Raw genomic sequence first — 17,970 nt, forward strand, 5'->3', positions numbered from 1 at the left:
TTGAGGTCGCGCCCCGGGGAAAGAGGGCGTTGGGTACGAAAGGGAGTTTCGATGCCTGTGGGGACCTTGAATCAGGCAGACTGAAACGGAAAGGAAGTTTGTACCCATGGAAATCAACGGCGAGCAGGTCAACGAGATCGTCAACTACGCCGACCTGGGCCTGTCCCCTGAGGTCATGCGCGCCATCGACAAGAAGGGCTACGTCCAGGCCACGCCGGTCCAGGCGGGCGCCATCCCCTACTTTATGGAGTGGAAAGACGTGATCGCCAAGGCCCCTACCGGCACCGGCAAGACCTTTGCCTTCGGCATCCCTATGGTGGAGCACATCGATCCGGACAACCAGGACGTGCAGGCTCTGGTGCTGGCCCCCACCCGGGAGCTGGCGGTGCAGATCCAGGAGGAACTGCGGGACCTGTGCGAATTTAAGGAAGGGGTACGCACCGTCTGCCTCTACGGCGGAGCGCCCATCGACAAGCAGATCACCACCCTGAAAAAGAAACCCCAGATCGTGGTGGCCACCCCCGGACGGCTCATGGACCACATGAAGCGGCGTACCGTCCGCCTGGACAAGGTGGAGACGGTGGTGCTGGACGAGGCCGACCGGATGCTGGATATGGGTTTTGTCCGGGATGTGACCCGTATCCTGGACCAGCTGAAGCACCGGAAGAACCTGGGTATGTTCTCCGCTACCATCAGCCGGGAGGTGATGGATATCTCCTGGGTATACCAGCGGGACCCCATTGAGATCACTGTGCGTCCGGTGGAGGAGTCCAAGCCCGACATCACCCAGTACCGCATCGATCTGGACGGCCGGGAGCAGAAGCTGGACACCATCGCGGCCCTCATTACCCACGGGGAGTACGAGCGGGCCATCGCCTTCTGCAACACCAAGAACATGACCGACCGGCTGGCTGGGCTGCTCCAGATGCGGGGGATCTCCTGCCAGGCCATCCACGGCGACATCCAGCAGCGGGTGCGGGAGAAGACCCTGGATAAGTTCAAAAAGGGCGGGATCAAGGTGCTGGTCGCCACCGACGTGGCCGCCCGCGGCCTGGACATCGACGATGTGGACGCGGTGTTCAACTACGACGTGCCCGACGAGATGGAGAACTACACCCACCGCATCGGCCGTACCGGCCGTGCCAAGCGCCACGGCGTGGCCTATACCTTTGTATCCACCGTCACCGAGAGCGTCCGCATGGACGACATCATCCGCAACACCAAGGCGGAAGTCCAGCGGCTCAAGTACGATCAGGACGGCTGCCTTATGCTGGTGGAAGAACCATAAATGCCGGAATGGGCGGCCTTTGGCCGCCCATTTTCCTGTTTCCAGGCCGATTCGCCGGATTTCCCTTGCCAATTTCAGAAGGCCATGTTATCATGTCGGCACACTGGGATATTGGATGCAAGGGCCAAAACCCTTTCCGGCCCGGAGACAGAGACAAGACAGAGAGGAGTGTTCCTATGACAGAGATCCGGCCCTCCCGGCCCCATGAGGCCCAGGCCCAGAGGGATCTGTGGCAGGCCGCTTTTGGGGAGGACCCCCGCTATATCAGCTGGTTCTACGAATGCTGCTGGCGGCCGGAGGATACGCTCCTGCTGCTGGAGAACGGCAGGGTGGTTTCCATGCTGGCTCTGCTGCCTCAGACCATCCACCTGCCCGGCGGCGGCACCGCCTCCGCCTGGTATGTCTACGCCCTGGCTACCCATCCCGACGTGCGCAGCAAGGGATACGGCAGGCAGCTGCTGTTCTATGTGGACGACTTTTTGAAGGCCCGGGGGGCCGATTGCGTGACCGTGGTGCCCGCCGAGGCCAGCCTCTTTAAATTTTTCGGCATGGTGGGCTATCTGCCCGGCTTTTTTACCCGCAAGGTGGAGCTGCTGCGGAACATGACCGCCTCTCCGGCTCCGGAGGACAGGGTGGAGCCCATTGGACCGGCGGAGTACAACGCCATCCGGGAGAGACTTCTGGACGGTCTGCCTTTTGTCTCTTACAGCCAGGAGCTGCTCCGCTACCAGGAGGGAATGGGGCAGATCACCGGCGGCGGTCTGTACCGCGTCACTGTGGGCGATGTTCAGGGCTGTGCCGCCGCTGAGTACCATGATTCGGAGAGCGTCCTCTTTAAGGAACTGCTGCTGCCGCCGGAACAGATGTCCCGGGGCCTGGCCGTCCTGGTGGGGCAACTGCCCGGCCAGCGGTACTATGTCCGTACCCCGGCCCAGTGGGACGGGATGCAGGGCAGTTACCTCCAGCCCTTCGGCATGATCAAATGGTATGACCGGGAGAAGGGAGCCCTTTGGGGCGAGGAGACCAGGGGCTATATGGGCCTGGGCTTTGATTAAACGGCGGAGTATGAGAAACGCGGACAGACGGGGAATGCTCCCTGTCTGTCCGCGTTTCTCTATTCTGGCATGGATTTTGCAACCGGACGGCAGGGGAAGATTCAAAGGCGACCCTTTGCAGGAATTCCGTTAAAATGAATATGTGGGGCGAAATAATGAATACTTATAAGGAAAGTTCATTACACTAGCGAGAAAAAGTGACAAAAACCAGGCCATACAAGGAAAAAAAGTATCCCATGTCGAAGAAAGAAATGGACAATTATGCAGAGAAGTGTCTCTGCAACGCGGACAGCTGCAAGATTTGACGGCGATTCCATCAAATTCAGGCGGCAGAACTCTTGACGGAAAGGGCTAATTACGATAAAATAAACAGACGTTTATTGTGGGGCATTCACGGAAAACGAACAGAGACTGGTATAGGAAGTGAAGAAATGGCAAAATACATTTTGAAAAGAGTGCTGATGGCAGTGATCACGCTGTTCATCGTCATCTGTGTCACTTTTTTCCTCATGAACGCCGTTCCGGGCAATCCCTGGCTGTCTGAGAAAACCCCATCTCAGGCCACCATCGACGCCCTGAATGAGAAGTACGGCCTGGACAAACCGGTCATCGTCCAGCTGGGCCTCTATCTGGAGGATATCGCCCACGGCGATTTCCGCAACTCCATCAAGATGCAGAAGGACCGGCCTGTGCTTGATATCATCACCACCATGTTTCCCCTGTCGGCCAAGATCGGCATCATCGCCATCAGCTGGGCCATCTTGGTGGGCGTCCCATTGGGCTGTCTGGCCGCCTATAAACGAGGTACCTGGGTGGACAGCTTGTTACGAGTGGTGTGTACCATAGGTATTTCCATGCCGGGCTTCGTGGTAGCCACCATACTGCTGCATGTGTTCACCGGCGGTATCGAGGGATTCAAGATATTCCCCACCGGCTTTGACGGCAGCTGGCAGAGCTATGTGCTGCCCTGCGCCGCCCTGGGCTTCTATCCCATGTGTTACCTGTCCCGGCAGACCCGTACCGCCATGCTGGACTCCATCAATCAGGAGTACATCAAGACGGCCCGGGCCAAAGGTCTGAAGAACAAGAAGATCATCTTCAAGCACGCCCTGCGCAACGCCCTGATCCCCGTGATCACTTACCTGGGCCCCCAGATCGCCTTTACTCTGTGCGGCGGCTTCGTGGTGGAGAAGGTATTCTCCATCCCCGGCCTGGGCCGCTACTTTGTAATGTCTATCCAGGCCCGTGACTACCCCATCATTATGGGCACCACCATCTTCCTGGCGGCCTTCGTGATCGTGATGAACCTGCTGGCCGACCTGCTGTACAAGCTGGTGGATCCTCGAATCAATCTGAGCAAGGGAGGGAACTGAGTTGGCTGATCGTAAACATAAGAAAGTCCTTGGCTCCCTGCAGCCCGACGTTGAGGATATCCTGGACTGGAACAAGCTGCCCGACAATGCCTTTGAGCCGGCCAGCGCGCAGGAAAAGGAGAGCTTTATTCAGGACCGCAAGAGCGTGTCCTACTGGAAGGATGCCTGGCGCCGTCTGCGCCGCAACAAGGTGGCCATGGTGGCCATGGTCATCGTGATCCTCATTGCCCTGTTTGCCTTTGTGGGTCCCATGATCGTGCCCTACGGCTACGACGAGCAGATCCGCGGCGCCAATAACCTGCACCCCTGGCACTATTCCCTGGAGGACCGGATGGCCCAGGACCCGGATGCCGCTGTTGAGGCGGCCAGAGCCGAGGCTGAAGCCGAAGGCCGGGAGTTTACCCGCCGGGACGAAGCCATGCTCCGGGCCCAGATCAAGTCCGGCGGCGCCCAGGAAATGAAGCCCCACCTCTTCGGCTATACCGATGAGGAGCTTCAGCGCAAGGCCAATGGAGAGTTTGTGTTCCCCCATGTGTTCGGCTGCGATATGCACGGCCGTGACATCATGGTCCGTACCATGATCGGCGCCCGCGTGTCCATGATCGTGGGTATCTGCTGCGCCCTTATCGTGCTGGTCATCGGCGCCATCTACGGCTCCATCTCCGGCTACTGCGGCGGCAAGGTGGACGCGGTCATGCAGCGTATCGTGGAGATCATCTACTCCGTTCCCGAGGTGCTCATCATCCTGCTGCTGGGCGCAACGCTCAAGCCCATTCTGGAGGACTTCCAGAACTCGGGCGACGGGCCGCTGCAGAAGCTGGTCACCATCCTGGGTCCCAACCTGATCGCCATCTTCATCGCCTTCGGTCTGCTGTACTGGGTGACCATGAGCCGCATCATCCGCGGCCAGATCCTCCAGCTCAAGCAGCAGGAGTACGTCACCGCCGCCCGTGCCCTGGGCGCCAAGGGCGGGCGCATCATCAAGCGCCATCTGCTGCCCAACTGCGTGGGCCAGATCGTGACCACCACCTTCCTGCAGATCCCCTCCGCCATCTTTACCGAGTCCTTCCTGTCCTTCCTGGGCATGGGCGTTTCCGCACCCATGACCAGCCTGGGCTCCATGTGCTCCGACGGCCTGAGCGGCCTGCAGACCTATCCCTACCGTTTGTTTATCCCCGCCGCCATCCTGAGCGTGCTGATCCTGTGCCTGAACCTGTTCGGCGACGGCCTGCGCGACGCTCTGGATCCCCGGCTGAAGAAGTAAGAAAGGAGGAGACACCATGGAAGAGAAACAGAAAACCGGCAAGCTGCTGGAAGTGAAGGACCTCCACGTCTCCTTCTTTACCCCAGCCGGCGAAGTCAAGGCCGTGGGCGGTATCAGCTATGACCTGAATTATGACGAAGTCATGGGCATCGTGGGCGAGTCCGGCTCCGGCAAGAGCGTGGAGGCTTACTCCATCATCGGCCTGCTCCAGTCTCCCGGTAAGGTGGTGGGCGGTTCCATCACCCTGGAGGGCGAGGACGTGCTGGCCAAGAGCAAGGAAGAGATGATCGACCTGCGGGGCAACAAGGTGGCCATGATCTTCCAGAATCCCATGACCTGCCTCAACCCCGTGTACACCATCGGCAACCAGCTCATCGAGGCCCTGAAGGCCCACGACAAGAAGGTCTCCAAGCAGGAGGCCGCCAAGCGGGCTATGGAGATGCTGGAACTGGTGGGCATCAACAACGTGGAGAAGCGGATGAAGCAGTATCCCCACGAGCTGTCCGGCGGTATGCGCCAGCGCGTGATGATCGCCATGGGCCTGATCTGCCATCCCCAGCTGCTCATCGCCGACGAGCCCACCACCGCCCTGGACATGACCATCCAGGCCCAGATCCTGGAGCTGATGAAGGACCTGCAGAAAAAGACCCACATGGGCATCATCTTCATCACCCACAACCTGGGCGTGGTGGCCGAGATCTGCGACAAGGTCTCCGTCATGTACGCCGGCAAGATGGTGGAGCAGGGCCCTGTGGACGACATCTTCTACAAGCCCGGCCACCCCTACACCATGGGCCTGCTGCGGTCCATGCCCCGGGTGGACGCCGAGAGCTACGAGCGCCTGATCCCCATCGAGGGCACCCCCGTGGATATGCTCAATCCCCCCGAGGGCTGCCCCTTTGCCCCCCGGTGTGAGTACGCCATGAAGATCTGTCTGCAGAAGATGCCCCCCTATGTGGAGCTGGGTGACAACCACCGCTCCGCCTGCTGGCTGCGGGTGCAGGAGCAGATCGAGAAGGAGAAGGCCGGCCAGGCGGACGCCAAGCCCGCGCAGGAGACCGGGAACAAGGAGGCGGGCGACCATGAGTGAGAAGAATGATATCCTCGTTCAGGTAGACCACCTGAAGAAATACTTTGGCGTCAAGGGCGTGAAGGGCCCCGGCGTTCAGGCCGTGGAGGATGTGTCCCTGTTCATCAAGCGGGGCGAGACTCTGGGCCTGGTGGGCGAGTCCGGCTGCGGCAAGACCACCCTGGGCCGTACCATCCTCCAGCTCCATCCCCCCACGTCCGGTAAGATCGTCTACGACGGCGAGACCATCTTTGAGGGTGAGGACCCCTGGCAGCGGGATGAGAAGGGCCAGCTGGTCCACATCAAGACGCCCAAGCCCAAGGCGGTCAATATGCTGCCCTACCGGCGGAAGATGCAGATCATCTTCCAGGACCCCTCCGCCTCTCTGGACCCCCGTATGACGGTGGGCGAGATCATCGGCGAGGCTCTGGATATCCATAAGCTGTGCCCCAATAAGAAGGACCGCACCGACCGCATCAAGGAACTGCTCAGCCGGGTGGGTCTGAACACCGAACACGCCAACCGCTATCCCCATGAATTCTCCGGCGGCCAGCAGCAGCGCGTGGGCATCGCCCGCGCCCTGGCGGTGCGCCCCGAGTTCATTGTGTGCGATGAGCCCATCTCCGCCCTGGACGTGTCCATTCAGTCCCAGGTGGTGAATATGCTGGAGGATATGCAGCAGGATCTGGGCCTGACCTACCTGTTCATTGCCCATGACCTGTCCGTGGTCCGCCACATCTCCAACCGCATCGGCGTCATGTATCTGGGTTCTCTGGTGGAGCTGGCCGAGAGCTATGAGCTCAACCGCAACCCCATCCACCCCTACACCAAGACCCTGCTGTCCGCCGTGCCGGTGCCCGACCCCGAGGTGAGCCGTACCCGCCAGCGTATCGTGCTGCAGGGCGACATCCCCTCTCCCATGAATCCGCCCTCCGGCTGCCGGTTCCATACCCGCTGCCCCTATGCCACCGAGAAGTGCAAGGAGTCCGTGCCCCAGTTCAAGGAACACGCCCCGGGGCATTATGCGGCCTGTCACCTGCTGGGTTAAGCGGAAACGCGGCCTGTGCAGGAAGGCGACCCAAGCAAAAATTGGAAAAAGGCGGCGATTTGCCGCCTTTTTTCGAAATCAAAAAAGAATGAACTGAAGAGTTCGTAACAATTTTGAAACATATTCTTTACACCTGTACCTGACCTGTGGTATAATGCTTTTGCGTTACTTTAATGCGCGAAAGGCCATGGCCTTTCGGCGCCCGCAAAGCGGGCGCCGGTGACCATTCCCATGTGTATCGCGCCTCAAGGCGTCATAGATACAAAAATGAGAAAGATGGAGGTCCAACCATGAAAAAGAGAAAGCTTGTCTCTCTGCTTCTGTCCGGAGCTCTCGTGTTCGGTCTGCTGGCCGGCTGCGGCGGCGGCACCAGCAACAGCAATGAGACTCCCGACGCTCAGAACAGCGGCACTCCCAGCACCGAGGGTCCTTCCGGTGAAGCTTTTGAGATGACCGTCAACATCGCTTCTGAGCCCCAGTCCATCGATCCTGCTCTGAACAGCGCGGTCGACGGCGCCATCATGCTCAGCCATATGTTCGAAGGCCTGATGCGCTGGAAGGATTCCGGCACTGAGACCGCCGGTACCGACGGCACCTGCAACAACGCCGTGCTGGACTACGGCCAGGCTGAGTCCCACGAGAAGACTCCCAATGAGGACGGCACTGTTACCTATACCTTCAAGCTGCGCGAGGACGCCAAGTGGTCCGACGGCAAGCCTGTTACCGCTCAGGACTTTGTGTTCTCCTGGCAGCGCCTGGTCAGCCCCGAGACCGCTTCTGACTACAACTACATGATCGACAGCGTGGTCAACGCCAAGGAGATCATCAACGGCGAGAAGGATCCCAGCGAGCTGGGTGTTAAGGCTGTGGACGACAAGACCTTTGAGGTCACTCTGACCACCGACCTGCCCTACTTCCTGGAGATCTGCGCCTTCCCCTCCACCTTCCCCGTGCGCGAGGATATCGTGAGCAACGCTCAGTGGACCTATGATCCCGCCACCTACATCTCCAACGGCGCTTACAAGATGACTGTCCGTGAGACCAACTCCCAGATCGTCATGGAGCCCAACGAGAACTACTATGCTGTGGATACCCTGGGCCCCAAGAAGATCACCTTCAAGCTGATGGACGACCAGAACGCCATGCTCAACGGCTTTAAGTCCGGTGAGCTGGACTTCATCGAGGACCTGCCCACCGACGAGATCGCTGGCCTGATGACCTCCGGCGACCTGAAGATCGTGGACTACATCGGCACCTATTACGTCTGCTACCAGACCCAGAAGGCTCCCTTCGACGATCCTCGCGTCCGTAAGGCCTTCACTCTGGCTGTCGACCGCAAGTACATCGTTGACGAGATCACCCAGACCGGTCAGGTCGAGGCTGGCGGCTTCGTGCCCGCTGGTGTTTACGACGCTGCCGGCGCTACCGGCGACGACTTCCGCACCACCGGCGGCGACTACTACGATCCCTATCAGGAGGCCTATGAGGCCAACTGTGAGGAGGCCCGTGCCCTGCTGGCCGAGGCCGGCTATCCCGACGGCAAGGGTTTCCCTGTTGTTGAGTACCTGTATAACACCGGCGAGTCCCACAAGGCTGTGGGCGAGGCCCTGCAGAATATGTGGCAGACTCAGCTGGGCGTGACCGTCACCCTGAACAACCAGGAGTGGGCCACCTTCCTCCAGACCCGTAAGGACGGCGATTACTCCATCGCCCGTAACGGCTGGATCGCCGACTACAATGATCCCATGTGCTTCCTGGATATGTGGCTCACTGGCGGCGGCAACAACGACGCTCAGTACTCCAACAAGGAGTATGATGCCAAGATCGCTGCTGCCAAGGCTGCTACCGATCCCGCTGAGCGCATGAAGCTCATGCACGAGGCTGAGGACATCATCATGGGTCAGGACTATGCTCTGTGCCCCCTGTACTTCTACACTCAGAAGTATATGCTGGCCGACGGCATCCAGGGTATGTACTATACTCCTCTGGGCTACTTCTTCTTCGACCACTGCACCCAGGGCTGATTTCAGCCATCCAACCGGGCGGAGCCATGCGGCTCCGCCCGGTTTTTGTTGTTGAGCTGTTCTGGCCCAGGGACTGTCCCGGGGTGTTCAGGCGATGCAGGGCAGGCGTGTCCTCCTGACTGCGAGCCCCAATATAGCCCTGACAAACGGACGGGTACAGACTTCCCACTTCTGCAAAACGGCATTTTTGAGCGTAGGGGCCGATGCCCTCATCGGCCTGTCGGTCCTTGTTTCCGGTAACCTCTGACGCTAAAAACCCCCGACACACCGGATATCCGGTATGCCGGGGGGGTTGGTTTTAGCGGATGATTACCAGTTGCCGAAGGGAAAGTTGTAATAGTAATTGCCGCCCCCCTGCGGTTGCTGCTGGTGTTGCTGCTGCTGCTGATATTCCTGCTGGAGCTGCTCCATGGCCTCCTGCCGGGCCTGGTTATCCTCATCCAGCACCACGTTGATGGTGAGGGTTTCCCCATTGCGGTAGACGGTAAAGGCAATGGTGTCGCCAGCCTTGTTGTCCTTCACCGCCTCAGACAGGGCGGAACTGGTGGAGACAGCGGTATCGTTTATGGCGGTAATGATGTCGCCCACCTGAAGGCCGGCCTTCTGGGCGCAGGAGCCGTCCAGAATGGCCTTGATCTCAGCGCCGGCAGGGATGCCGTACCGCTGGGCCTCCTGGCTCACATTGTTCATCAGGATGCCCACGTTGGGCTTGCCGGTAACATAGCCGTTCTCCATGATGGAGGTGACCATATCCTTCACGTCATTCATGGGGATGGCAAAGCCCAGACCCTCCACGGAGGCCTCGGAGGCGGAGCTGGAGGACAGCTTGGCGGACACGATGCCCACCACCTGGCCGTACTTGTCAAACAGGGGACCGCCGGAGTTGCCGGAGTTGATGGCGGTATCGGTCTGAATCATATTGATGACAGTGCCGTCGCTCATGGTGACGGAGCGGTCCTTGGAGGACACATAGCCGCCGGTGAAGGTGAAGGTCAACTCACCCAGGGGATTACCGATGGCGTATACCGGCTCACCCACATTGATGGCGTCGGAATCGCCCAGCACCACTGGCCGCAGGTTGCCCTGGTCGATCTTCAGTACGGCGATGTCGTTTTCCTCCTCGCCGCCCACCAAAGTGGCGCCATAGCTCTTGCCGTCGGCAAAGAACACGGTGATATCGCTGACGCCGTCAATGACGTGGTAGTTGGTGAGGATGTAGCTGGTGGTGTCGTTGGAACTGATGACGAAGCCAGAGCCGGACACGGCGTTCTTTACGGTCTGGCCCCACACGTTGGTAGTCACATTGCCGTTGACGCCCACCACCGACTCCAGGTTGGAGGCATACACCTCCTCCGGGGAGAGGACGGTCTTGCCGTCCACATTGGCCAGAGACACGGCGGTGGGGCGGGTACCCTCGTAAATGGTGGTGGAGTTGCCGCCGAAGCGGTTGATGGCCCAAACGCCGCCGCCGCCCACCGCGCCGCCAATGATGGCGCAGCACAGGCCAACGGCAATAAACTTGCCAAAACCGCCCTTTTTCTTTTGTTTGGGGGGCTCGGCGTCATACACATGGAACTGATTGCTTTCTATGACGGGCTCCCGATCCTCGGGGGGCCGATTATAATCACTGTAATACATCAGGGTCTCTCCTTTACCAGCGGATTTTACGGTTTTCCTGGAACGAGTTTTAGGATACCCGGTAATTGTGGCGGAACTATGAAGAAAATGTGCATGATTTTTAAATTATTCCCATCACCGGCAAAAACGGAACGGATACCGGGGAATAGCAGAAAAAAGGGACGCATTTGCGTCCCTTTTTTAAACGTTATCATTATTTTTCCAGAGCTTTTGTTACAGTGACAGCACGGGCGCCGGGGCCGATATGGCAGGCCACCGACAGGGACAGGGGGTCCATATGGATGGGATAACCGGGGAAAATGGCCTCCAGCTCCTCCAGCCACGCCTGGGCGTCGGCCCGGTCGCCGGTGTAGGCGGCGGCGATGTGGAGCTGCTCCGGACCGGCCAGACCGGCGAACTGGGTCTCCATGGTGTGGTGGATGGCGTCGATCATGGTCTTTTTGGCGGACTTCCAGCCACGGACCTTGGCAAAGGAGTCCAGCTTCTCACCCTGGATGCGCAGCACAGGCTTGATGCCCAGCACCGCGCCCAGAGCAGCGGCGGCGGGGGTGCAGCGGCCGCCCTTTTTCAGGTATTTCAGGGTGTCCACGGTGATGTAGATGTCGGAGTCAAACTTGGTGCGCTCCAAATAGTCGCGGATCTCCTGAACGGACTTGCCGGCCTGGGCCATTTCCAGAGCGTCCAGCACCGACTGGCGCTGGGTCACCGAGATGCGCTGGTTGTTGACCACAAACACCTTGCCCTCGTAGTCCTGGGAGAGCATCATGGCGGTCTCGCAGGAGCTGCTCAGACCGCTGGACATGGGAATGTACACGATCTGGTCATAGTCCTGGAGGATCTTGTCCCACAGGTCGGTCACGTCGCCGGGGGAGGGCTGGGTGGTTTTGACGTCGGCGTCCTGGACCAGACGCTCATAGAACTGCTCCTGGGAGAGGGTGATATCCTCCAAAAAGAGCTCGTCATTGATATAAAAAGGCATGGGCAGTACAAAAATGCCAAGCGCTCTGCCCTGGGCCTGGGTGATGCCGCTGTTGCTGTCGGTGGCAATGGCGATCTTACTCATAACGTACCTCACTTCATCAGATCTTTATAGCTGTGGTTCCGACGGAGCCTGGGCTCCGCAGCGGAAGAAAGCGGTCAGCTTTTCCATTCCCCGCACCAGGGCGGAGGCCTCCTGATCGGTCAGGGCGGACAGCATCCGGTCGGTCAGACGGCGGTGAAAGGCCCGGTGCTGTTCGCTGGCGGCCCGGCCCAGCTGGGTGGGCAGCAGGCGCACCGCCCGCCGGTCCTTCTCATCCCGGCGGCGGACCAGATAGCCTTTCTTTTCCAGCAGCCCCACCGCACAGGTCAGGGTGCCCGCCGGCATCTGCCGGGCGGAGGCAATGGCGGTGGAGCGGTTGTCGCCCCCCTCGTCCACGGTGCGGCAGATGGCGTCGATGAGCTGAACCTCCCGCAGAGACAGATCGCCTGCGGCCAGGGTAGCCTCTTCCCGCTTCAGAATGTCGCCAAAGACGTCGGAAAGGAACCGGTTGACTACTTCGATGGAATACTCCACTGGGGGCCTCCCTTCTGCGTGGCTTGTTTCGCAACTGAATTATACCGGATTGTAGAAAAATGTCAAGAGAATCCTTTGACAGTCAAAGTAATTTCTGCCGCCGGTGCGGTTTGGGACAAGGCATACCCGGGGGAATGGGCGCATAGGGTAGAAGGGACCGAAAGGAGCCCACATTACAGATGAGGATGGTGCGATATGAAAGGGCCGATTTTATGGAAACGACTGTTCCGCCGGAGTGCCGCTTTGTTCCTGGCCACGCTGGCGGTGTGGCTGCTGCTTCTGTGCGGCGGCGGGGCGGGGGCGCTGCAAAGTCTGGGGGAGAGCGGTACCTTTGTGTCCACCGCCCTGGCGGCGGAGTTGGGCAAGACGGGGGGCGACGCCCTGGATCAACTGGACGGTTGGGACCGGCTGGCCATAGGCCAGTCCCTGCTGCTCTCAGGCAATCAGGAGGCGGTGAGCCGGCACCTGGGACAAGAGGTACAGGAGGAAATACAGCTGCCGGCGGGCCAGCCTGCTCAGGATCACGATGACCTGGTGGAGGAGCCCCAGACCACCACGGCTCCGTCGGACATCATTGCCCGCACCCTGCTTCCCAGCAGTCCCCAGGGCTACGATGTGGCAGGGGGGCTGTACCTCTATAACCGCACCGGGGAAAAGGTGGACCTGGCGGCGGCGGCCCAGGCGGCGGTGAACATCACCCTGCCGGCAGAGGAGCCCCAGATCCTGATCGTCCATACCCACGCCACCGAGTCCTATACCCCCGACGGCACCGACGTGTATACCCCTTCCGGCGGAGTGGGACGCACCCTGGAGGAGACATACAATGTGATCCGGGTGGGGGACGAGATGGAGCGGGTGTTTACCGAGATGGGCCTGAGCGTGGTCCACGACCGTACCCTCCACGACTACCCCCAGTACAACGGGGCCTATACCCGCTCCGCCCAGACTGTGAAGGACTATCTGGCCAAATATCCCTCCATCAAGATCGTGCTGGACGTCCACCGGGACGCCCTGGTGGGGGAGAACGGTACCATATATAAGGCGGTGACTCGGATCGACGGGGTGGATACCGCCCAGGTGATGCTGGTCATCGGCCACGGCCAGGACGGCAGCAATCCCCACTGGATGGAGAATCTGACCCTGGCTTGCAAGATCCAGACCAGCATGAACACCCTCTACCCCACCCTGGCCCGGCCCATGACCTTCCGCTCCTCCAGCTACAACCAGGAGCTGTCCACCGGTTCCCTGCTGGTGGAGGTGGGCACCCACGGCAATACCCTTCAGGAGGCCCTGTCCGCCGCCCGGCTCTTTGCCCGTTCCGCCGGACAGGTGCTGCTGGGGCTGAAGGGATAACAAAAAAGCACGCCCACGGGCGTGCTTTTTTGCGTCCCCCGCCGGCAAAGAAGAATTGCCCTTTTCCGAAAAATCACATATAATAAGAGCAATGTGTAAACAGACAGAGGGAGGCAGACTATGATTTTAAACGTGCTGGCGGTAGGCGATGTGGTGGGGGAGAGCGGTGTGGAGTACCTGAACCGCCACCTCCGCAGCCTGAAAAAGCTCCATGAGGTCCACTTTACCGTGGTCAACGGGGAGAACGCCTCCGGCGTGGGCATCCTGCCCCGGCAGGCCCGGGACATCTTTGACGCCGGGGCCGACGTGATCACTTTGGGCAACCACACCTGGAACCGCATCCAGATCGCCGACTTTCTGGAGGACGACCGCTACACCCTGCGGCCCGCCAACTACACCAACCGGGTGCCCGGCCGGGGCTGGGGGGTGTACGACGGCCCCAAGGGCCTGCGGATCGGCGTGGTGAACCTCATCGGCCGGTGCGAGATGGACAGCAATTTTGAAAACCCCTTCACCACCGCCGACAAGGTTTTGAAGCGGATGGAGGGGGTGGACGTGGTGCTGGTGGATTTCCATGCCGAAGCCACCAGCGAGAAGGGGGCCATGGGCTACTACCTGGACGGACGGGTCCAGGCTCTGTGGGGTACCCATACCCATGTGCCCACCGCCGATGCCCAGGTGCTTCCCAAAGGTCTGGGCTTCGTCACCGACCTGGGCATGACCGGCCCCGCCCGCAGCGTGCTGGGCATCCGGCCCGACCAGGCCATCAACCGCTTCCTGGGGGGACTGCCCCGGCGGTTTGAGCAGGCGGACGGACCCTGCAAGCTGGAGAGCGTCCTCTTCTCCATCGACACCGACCAGCGCAAGTGCGTAGGTGTGGAGCGGCTGGATGTTCGTGACTGATCCCCCCTGTGACCTTCCCCCCGAGGGGGGAAGGTGGCCGGCCTCGGGTCGGACGGATGAGGGGGTGTCTGTGCACCCTTTTGGAATCCTGTTGGAAAGGAACACAAAACCATGTTAACCATCATTCACGGGGCGGACTTTCATCTGGACGCCCCCTTTGCCGCCCTGCCGCCCGAAAAGGCCAGGCAGCGGCGGGAGGAGCAGCGGCAGCTGCTGGACCGGCTGGCCGATCTGGCCCAGGAGGTAAGGGCCGACCTGGTGCTGCTCTCCGGCGATCTGCTGGACTCCAGCCAGACCTACCAGGAGACGGTGGAGGCCCTCTCCCGTACCCTGGGCCAGATCCAGGCACCGGTGTTTATCGCCCCGGGCAACCACGACTGCTACGGCCCCCGGTCGGTGTACGCCAACACCGCCTGGCCGGATAACGTACATATCTTCTCCGCCGTGTCGGTGGAGTCGGTGGCCCTGCCGGAGCTGGGCTGCACCGTCCACGGCGCGGCCTTCACCACCCCCCAGGCCGACCGCTCCCCCCTCATGGGCTTCACCGCCCCCCGGGACGGACAGGTCCACCTGATGGCCCTCCACGGCGACGTGGACGGCAAGGGCCGCTACGGCCCCATCGATCCCGCCGACATTGCCGCCAGCGGCCTGACCTATCTGGCCCTGGGCCACATCCACGCCTGCTCCGGGTTGCAGAAGGCGGGGGATACCTGGTGGGCCTACCCCGGCTGCCCCGAGGGCCGGGGCTTTGACGAGACGGGGGACAAGGGCGTGCTGGTGGTCACCGTGGGGGACGACCCCAGCGACCTTACCGCCCGGTTCGTGCCCCTGGCCGGACGGCGGTATGAGATCGTGGAGGCCGACGTCACCGGAGCGGATACCGCCGCCCAGGCGCTGGAGGCCGTCCTGCCGGCGGAGCCCTGCGGGGACTGCTGCCGCATCCTGCTCACCGGCCAGCGGTCCTTTGGGCCGCCCGACCTGGCGGCCCTCACCGCCCAGGCCCAACCATACTACTATAGCGTCACCATCCGGGACCACACCAGACAGCTGCGGGACCTGTGGGAGCGGGCGGGGGAGGACTCCCTTACCGGCCTGGTCCTGCGCCAGCTGAAGGCCCAGGGCGGGCCCGAAGCCGAGCTGGCCGCCCGGTTTGCGCTGGCGGCGCTGGAAAACGGGGAGGACCCCTGCCCATGAAAATCATTCGTATGAAAGCCACCTTCGGCGGCCTGGACCACCGGGAACTGGAGCTGAAGGAGGGGCTGAATATCATCGAGGCCCCCAACGAGGGGGGCAAATCCACCTGGTCGGCCTTCCTGCGGGCCATGCTCTACGGCATCAACACCAAGGAGCGGGACAAGCAGGGCTACATCGCCGAAAAGAACCGCTACCAGCCCTGGAACGGCGGAGCCATGGAGGGCGTGGTGGAGCTGGAGTGGAAGGGGGAGAGGATCACCCTTCGCCGCGGCCCCAAGGGCAACACCCCATTCGGCAAGTTTGAGGCGGTGTATACCGACACCGGGGAGCCGGTGGGCTTCCTCACCGCCGACAACGTGGGGGAGACTCTCATCGGCGCCCCCAGAGAGGTCTTTGAGCGCTCCGCCTTTGTGGGCCAGGGAGGTGCGGCCATCGACGGCGCTCCCGCCCTGGAGGCCCGCATTGCCGCCCTGGCCTCCAGCGGGGAGGAGGACGTGTCCTACTCCCAGGTGGAGCGCCGCCTGCGGGACTGGCTCAACCGCCGCAGGCACAACAAGACCGGCCTTATCCCCAAGCTGGAGGAGGAGCTGGCCCAGAACGACGAGATCGCCGGCCGTCAGGCCAAGGCCTTCCGGCTGGCTCAGGAGGCCCGCCGGGAGATGGACAAGCTCCAGAGTGAGCACAAGCGCCTCCAGGCCGAGCGGGACGCCCATCTGGCCCGGGCCATGGCCGCCCGCCGCCAGCGGTGGGAGGAGGCCCAGAGCGCCCTGAATCAGGCCAGGGAGCAGGTGGATACCATCGAGGCGGAACTCAACCGCTATGGCACGCCCCCCGACAAGGCCACCCTGCAAAAGGCCCAGGGAGAGCTGAACCAGCTCAATGCCCTGCACACCAGCCGCAAGCAGGCGGAGGAGCGGCTGGAACAGGCTCAGGCCCAGGAGTCGGAGGCTGCCGCCGCCGCGGTGGACCCCCTGTTCCCCGACATGACCCCCGATCAGGCCTGGGAGCAGGCCAGCGACGACGCCCAGGCGGCGGGGGAGGTGCCCCGTTGCGGCGGATGGTATGCCGGGGGCGCTGTTGCCCTGGTGCTGGCCGCCGGGTCGCTGGTGCTGGCCTTTACCGGCGTGCTGCCCGCCCTGTGGATGGGGGGCGCGGCCTGCGGTGTGCTGGCCGCGGCGGGCGTGGGCCTGTTTGTGTCGGCCGCCCTGCGGAAAAAGCGGGCCGGTGCCCTGGCGGCGGAGCTGCTGGAGCGCTATGAGGCGGAGGATCCCCAGGGCATCCTCACCCGTGCCAATGCCTACCGGGAGGCCTGTGTGGTGGCCGGACAGGCCGCCAAACAGCGGGAGGAGGCCCAGCAGGCCCTGGACGCCCTGCTGGCGCAGGATGAGCATACCCGCAAGGCCCTGCTGGAGCTGGTCCACCCCTTTGCCCCCACGGTGAAGGATACCTTCGGCGTGTCGGCGGCTATTTCCCGTGCCCTCCAGCTGGAGGAGCGGCTGACCAGCGCCCGGGTGAAGCTGGAGGGAGCCCAGCAGCTGGCCGCCAGCCTGCCCCGGCCCGAGCCGGTGGCGGCCGACCCCGGGGTGGAGCCCCGGTTTGACCCTGCCGAGACGGCGGCCCGGCTGGGCGCGGCGGAGGGGGAATTGTCCCGGCTCCGCAGCGGCCTGGCCATGGCCCAGGGCGAGCTGAACACTCTGGGGGACCCGGCGGAGCTGGAGCTGCGGCGGGAGGAGGCCAAAGAGGAGCTGGAGGCCCGGCAGACCGAGTACGCCGCGCTGGAGACCGCCCTCAAGGCTCTGGACGCCGCCCATGCCGGGCTTCAGGCCCGGTTCTCTCCCGCCCTCAACCATCTGGCGGGGGACTATCTGGCCAAGCTCACCGGCGGCAAGTACGACAAGGTGTCCCTCACCCGGCAGTTTGAGGCCCTGGCCGAGGAGGCCGGCGGCCTCCAGCCCCGGCGGGCGCTGGCCCTGTCCCAGGGAACGGCGGACCAGCTCTATCTGGCGGTGCGGCTGGCGGCCTGCAAGCTGGTGCTGCCCCAGGAGGAGCCCTGTCCCCTGGTGCTGGACGACGCCCTGGCCAACTTCGACGACAGCCGTGCGGCCCTGGCTCTGGAGTGCCTGGAGGAGCTGGGCGGGGAGCGGCAGATCCTGCTCTTCACCTGCCACAGCCGGGAAAGAGCCTGGCAGCAGAGCCGCTGACGCGA

14 protein-coding genes are annotated in these 17,970 nt (G+C 62.1%); 11 read left to right on the forward strand and 3 right to left on the reverse strand.

Features of this window, described 5'->3' with window-relative positions; translation table 11 throughout:
- Positions 1-106 precede the first annotated feature (106 nt).
- From WHJ28_RS12060 to WHJ28_RS12090, 7 genes are all read left to right on the forward strand, one after another.
- Positions 107-1,288 (forward strand): DEAD/DEAH box helicase, encoded by a 1,182-nt coding sequence (locus WHJ28_RS12060; RefSeq protein ID WP_340042371.1) that lies wholly within the window; start codon positions 107-109, stop codon positions 1,286-1,288.
- A 176-nt stretch (positions 1,289-1,464) separates the two neighbouring features.
- Positions 1,465-2,343 (forward strand): GNAT family N-acetyltransferase, encoded by an 879-nt coding sequence (locus WHJ28_RS12065; RefSeq protein WP_340042372.1) that lies wholly within the window; start codon positions 1,465-1,467, stop codon positions 2,341-2,343.
- Between the two features lie 431 nt (positions 2,344-2,774).
- A complete protein-coding gene (locus WHJ28_RS12070; RefSeq protein ID WP_340042373.1) occupies positions 2,775-3,716 on the forward strand; it encodes an ABC transporter permease in 942 nt (313 codons plus the stop codon).
- A gap of 1 nt (position 3,717) precedes the next feature.
- Positions 3,718-4,980, forward strand: a complete 1,263-nt coding sequence (locus tag WHJ28_RS12075) for an ABC transporter permease (protein ID WP_340042374.1) — start codon at positions 3,718-3,720, stop codon at positions 4,978-4,980.
- A gap of 16 nt (positions 4,981-4,996) precedes the next feature.
- Positions 4,997-6,070 (forward strand): ABC transporter ATP-binding protein, encoded by a 1,074-nt coding sequence (locus WHJ28_RS12080; protein WP_340042375.1) that lies wholly within the window; start codon positions 4,997-4,999, stop codon positions 6,068-6,070.
- The gene (locus tag WHJ28_RS12085; RefSeq protein WP_340042376.1) at positions 6,063-7,097 is read left to right on the forward strand and encodes an ABC transporter ATP-binding protein; all 1,035 of its coding nucleotides are present in this window, start codon (positions 6,063-6,065) and stop codon (positions 7,095-7,097) included. The genes WHJ28_RS12080 and WHJ28_RS12085 overlap by 8 nt, the downstream gene beginning before the upstream one ends.
- A gap of 290 nt (positions 7,098-7,387) precedes the next feature.
- Positions 7,388-9,121: a peptide ABC transporter substrate-binding protein gene (locus WHJ28_RS12090; RefSeq protein WP_340042377.1), complete on the forward strand. Its 1,734-nt coding sequence runs from the start codon at positions 7,388-7,390 to the stop codon at positions 9,119-9,121.
- A 309-nt stretch (positions 9,122-9,430) separates the two neighbouring features.
- Here the strand turns inward: WHJ28_RS12090 and WHJ28_RS12095 are convergent, their stop codons facing one another.
- The 3 genes from WHJ28_RS12095 to WHJ28_RS12105 form a co-directional block, all read right to left on the reverse strand.
- Positions 9,431-10,759: a S1C family serine protease gene (locus tag WHJ28_RS12095; protein ID WP_340042378.1), complete on the reverse strand. Its 1,329-nt coding sequence runs from the start codon at positions 10,757-10,759 to the stop codon at positions 9,431-9,433.
- 193 nt (positions 10,760-10,952) lie between these two features.
- Positions 10,953-11,822: a DegV family protein gene (locus WHJ28_RS12100; protein ID WP_340042379.1), complete on the reverse strand. Its 870-nt coding sequence runs from the start codon at positions 11,820-11,822 to the stop codon at positions 10,953-10,955.
- 24 nt (positions 11,823-11,846) lie between these two features.
- Entirely contained in the window at positions 11,847-12,314 is a 468-nt protein-coding gene (locus WHJ28_RS12105) for a MarR family winged helix-turn-helix transcriptional regulator (RefSeq protein ID WP_340042380.1), read from the reverse strand.
- Between the two features lie 195 nt (positions 12,315-12,509).
- On the opposite strand from WHJ28_RS12105, the gene spoIIP reads away from it, so the two are divergent.
- From spoIIP to WHJ28_RS12125, 4 genes are all read left to right on the forward strand, one after another.
- Positions 12,510-13,667, forward strand: a complete 1,158-nt coding sequence (gene spoIIP, locus WHJ28_RS12110) for a stage II sporulation protein P (RefSeq protein ID WP_340042381.1) — start codon at positions 12,510-12,512, stop codon at positions 13,665-13,667.
- 120 nt (positions 13,668-13,787) lie between these two features.
- On the forward strand, positions 13,788-14,570 hold the full coding sequence (locus WHJ28_RS12115; RefSeq protein WP_340042382.1) for a TIGR00282 family metallophosphoesterase: 783 nt from the start codon (positions 13,788-13,790) through the stop codon (positions 14,568-14,570).
- Between the two features lie 111 nt (positions 14,571-14,681).
- A complete protein-coding gene (locus WHJ28_RS12120; protein WP_340042383.1) occupies positions 14,682-15,764 on the forward strand; it encodes a metallophosphoesterase family protein in 1,083 nt (360 codons plus the stop codon).
- Complete coding sequence (locus tag WHJ28_RS12125) at positions 15,761-17,965, forward strand: ATP-binding protein (protein ID WP_340042384.1); 2,205 nt, start codon at positions 15,761-15,763, stop codon at positions 17,963-17,965. The genes WHJ28_RS12120 and WHJ28_RS12125 overlap by 4 nt, the downstream gene beginning before the upstream one ends.
- The last annotated feature ends 5 nt before the right edge of the window (positions 17,966-17,970 follow it).

This window comes from Flavonifractor porci (assembly GCF_037572415.1).
GTDB lineage: Bacteria > Bacillota > Clostridia > Oscillospirales > Oscillospiraceae > Flavonifractor > Flavonifractor porci.

Bases quoted from the DNA above. Each gene is read 5' to 3' on its own strand.
- WHJ28_RS12060 (WP_340042371.1), top strand. From the start codon at position 107: ATGGAAATCAACGGCGAGCAGGTCAACGAGATCGTCAACTACGCCGAC.
- WHJ28_RS12065 (WP_340042372.1), top strand. From the start codon at position 1,465: ATGACAGAGATCCGGCCCTCCCGGCCCCATGAGGCCCAGGCCCAGAGG.
- WHJ28_RS12070 (WP_340042373.1), top strand. From the start codon at position 2,775: ATGGCAAAATACATTTTGAAAAGAGTGCTGATGGCAGTGATCACGCTG.
- WHJ28_RS12080 (WP_340042375.1), top strand. From the start codon at position 4,997: ATGGAAGAGAAACAGAAAACCGGCAAGCTGCTGGAAGTGAAGGACCTC.
- WHJ28_RS12085 (WP_340042376.1), top strand. From the start codon at position 6,063: ATGAGTGAGAAGAATGATATCCTCGTTCAGGTAGACCACCTGAAGAAA.
- WHJ28_RS12090 (WP_340042377.1), top strand. From the start codon at position 7,388: ATGAAAAAGAGAAAGCTTGTCTCTCTGCTTCTGTCCGGAGCTCTCGTG.
- WHJ28_RS12095 (WP_340042378.1), bottom strand. From the start codon at position 10,759: ATGTATTACAGTGATTATAATCGGCCCCCCGAGGATCGGGAGCCCGTC.
- WHJ28_RS12100 (WP_340042379.1), bottom strand. From the start codon at position 11,822: ATGAGTAAGATCGCCATTGCCACCGACAGCAACAGCGGCATCACCCAG.
- spoIIP (WP_340042381.1), top strand. From the start codon at position 12,510: ATGAAAGGGCCGATTTTATGGAAACGACTGTTCCGCCGGAGTGCCGCT.
- WHJ28_RS12115 (WP_340042382.1), top strand. From the start codon at position 13,788: ATGATTTTAAACGTGCTGGCGGTAGGCGATGTGGTGGGGGAGAGCGGT.
- WHJ28_RS12120 (WP_340042383.1), top strand. From the start codon at position 14,682: ATGTTAACCATCATTCACGGGGCGGACTTTCATCTGGACGCCCCCTTT.
- WHJ28_RS12125 (WP_340042384.1), top strand. From the start codon at position 15,761: ATGAAAATCATTCGTATGAAAGCCACCTTCGGCGGCCTGGACCACCGG.